Source organism: Kitasatospora papulosa (assembly GCF_000717245.1).
Lineage (GTDB): Bacteria > Actinomycetota > Actinomycetes > Streptomycetales > Streptomycetaceae > Streptomyces > Streptomyces papulosus.
Genome location: NZ_JNYQ01000054.1, coordinates 1 through 1,575, shown reverse-complemented (window position 1 = coordinate 1,575; position 1,575 = coordinate 1). Strand labels below are relative to the sequence as shown.

Below are 1,575 nucleotides of genomic sequence, written 5' to 3'. Positions count from 1 at the left end.
AGCTACGACGCCGGACTCCACCTCCGAGCCTCTCTGATCTGGATCAACGACCTCTTACCGACGACCGAATGATCACAACCTCACACAGGCCCTAGCGGCTTGGGCCCAGTTGCGATCACACCTTGGTGACGTTGACGAAACCTGCCCGGCTTCGCCCGGGCAGATGGAAGTGGGGGAGTAGCCGGGTATGGAACTGCAGCTGTGGGCCGAGGGGGCCGACCCGCTCGAGGAACTGGAAGATCTGAACGACTGGCTGAGCCAGGAACCGGAGCTCCGAGGGCGCGTCAAGCCGGCTCCGGCGATCCCATCGGAGGGCGAACTCGGCGGGCTGCCCGAAGTTCTGATCGCGGCACTAGGAGGCGGTGGCGTGGCCAGCGCGCTGGCCACGTCCTTGGGTGCCTATCTGTCGCAGCCCCGGCGCCGTTCCGTCCGGATCAAGATGAAGGGGCCGCACGGTCAGGAGGTCGAGGTGGACGCGCAGAACGCAAGCGACGCCGAACGTCTCCTGCAGATCGCACTGGGACGGAGGGAAGACCCGCAGTGACAGCCCGAGGTATCGATCCAGCTCGATCCCGAATCGTCCTCCTCGGCTCAGCTTCATATGACGATGATCAACTGTCTGACGTGCCGCAGATCTCGGCTAATTTGCGGGATCTGACGGCCGTTCTGACCGACCCCGGGCTCGGCGGATTCCCTCAGGAATGCTGCGTCACCATCCCTCCTCAGGCGACCGGCCGAGCGGTCGGGCAGATGTTGCACCGGGCAGCGAATGAGGCCGAGGACCTGCTGCTGTTCTACTTCGCCGGCCACGGCATACCCGTGGGCCGCTCCCACGAGCTATACCTCGCTCTCCACGAGACCGCGATGGACGCCGTGGAGTACAGCGCGCTGCGGTTCGACACGGTGCGCGGAACCTTCCTCGGCAGCAGGGCGAGGAATCGCGTGATCATTCTGGACAGCTGCTTCAGCGGGCGCGCCATCGGTACCACCCTGAGCGCTGGTCAGCAGGAATTTCTCGGACAGCTGGATATCCAGGGGACCTACACCCTCACCTCGGCTCCTCCCAACAGCACCGCGCTCGTGCTGGCCGACGAGGAACATACCGCCTTCACCGGGCGGCTGCTCACCCTCTTGCGTGAGGGCGCCCCGCACGCTGGCCCGTTGATCACCATGCAGGACATCTACCGGAGTTTGTGGACCCGGTTCACGGCAGAACGGCTCCCACTGCCGCAGCAGAGAGGCACCGAGAATGCCGACCAGCTCGGACTCGTCCTCAATCGCAAAGCAGCCACCGGCAGCTCGCCCACCGGCCCGGCCACTCTCCCGTGGCCGCCGGCACACAATCCTTCTGCCGATTCACTGACCAGCCAACACGACAAGGCTGTCGACCTGGCCGAGGACGGGCACAGCAATGAGGCCCTTGCACTGTTCGAGCAGGTCGCCCGGGAGCGGGCCCGTGTACTGGGGCCTGATAACCCGGACACCCTCGAATCACTCCACCAGCTCGCCGTCTCCTACAGCGAGGTCGGGCGTGCTCAAGAAGCGTCAGACTTGGGGCGACGAGTGGCCGAGGCT

Annotated in this window: 2 protein-coding genes; both read left to right on the top strand. The window is 65.3% G+C overall.

Annotation, left to right across the window (positions count from 1 at the left end):
• The first annotated feature begins 187 nt into the window (after window positions 1-187).
• A complete protein-coding gene (locus tag IA22_RS0133655; protein WP_030125864.1) occupies window positions 188-544 on the top strand; it encodes an effector-associated constant component EACC1 in 357 nt (118 codons plus the stop codon).
• Window positions 541-1,575 (top strand): caspase, EACC1-associated type (locus IA22_RS0133650; protein WP_267883560.1); only part of this gene is annotated, 1,035 nt, incomplete at its 3' end. The genes IA22_RS0133655 and IA22_RS0133650, both read left to right, overlap by 4 nt.

Excerpts from the sequence above, each read along its gene's own strand:
- IA22_RS0133655 (WP_030125864.1), top strand. The coding sequence starts at position 188 with ATGGAACTGCAGCTGTGGGCCGAGGGGGCCGACCCGCTCGAGGAACTG.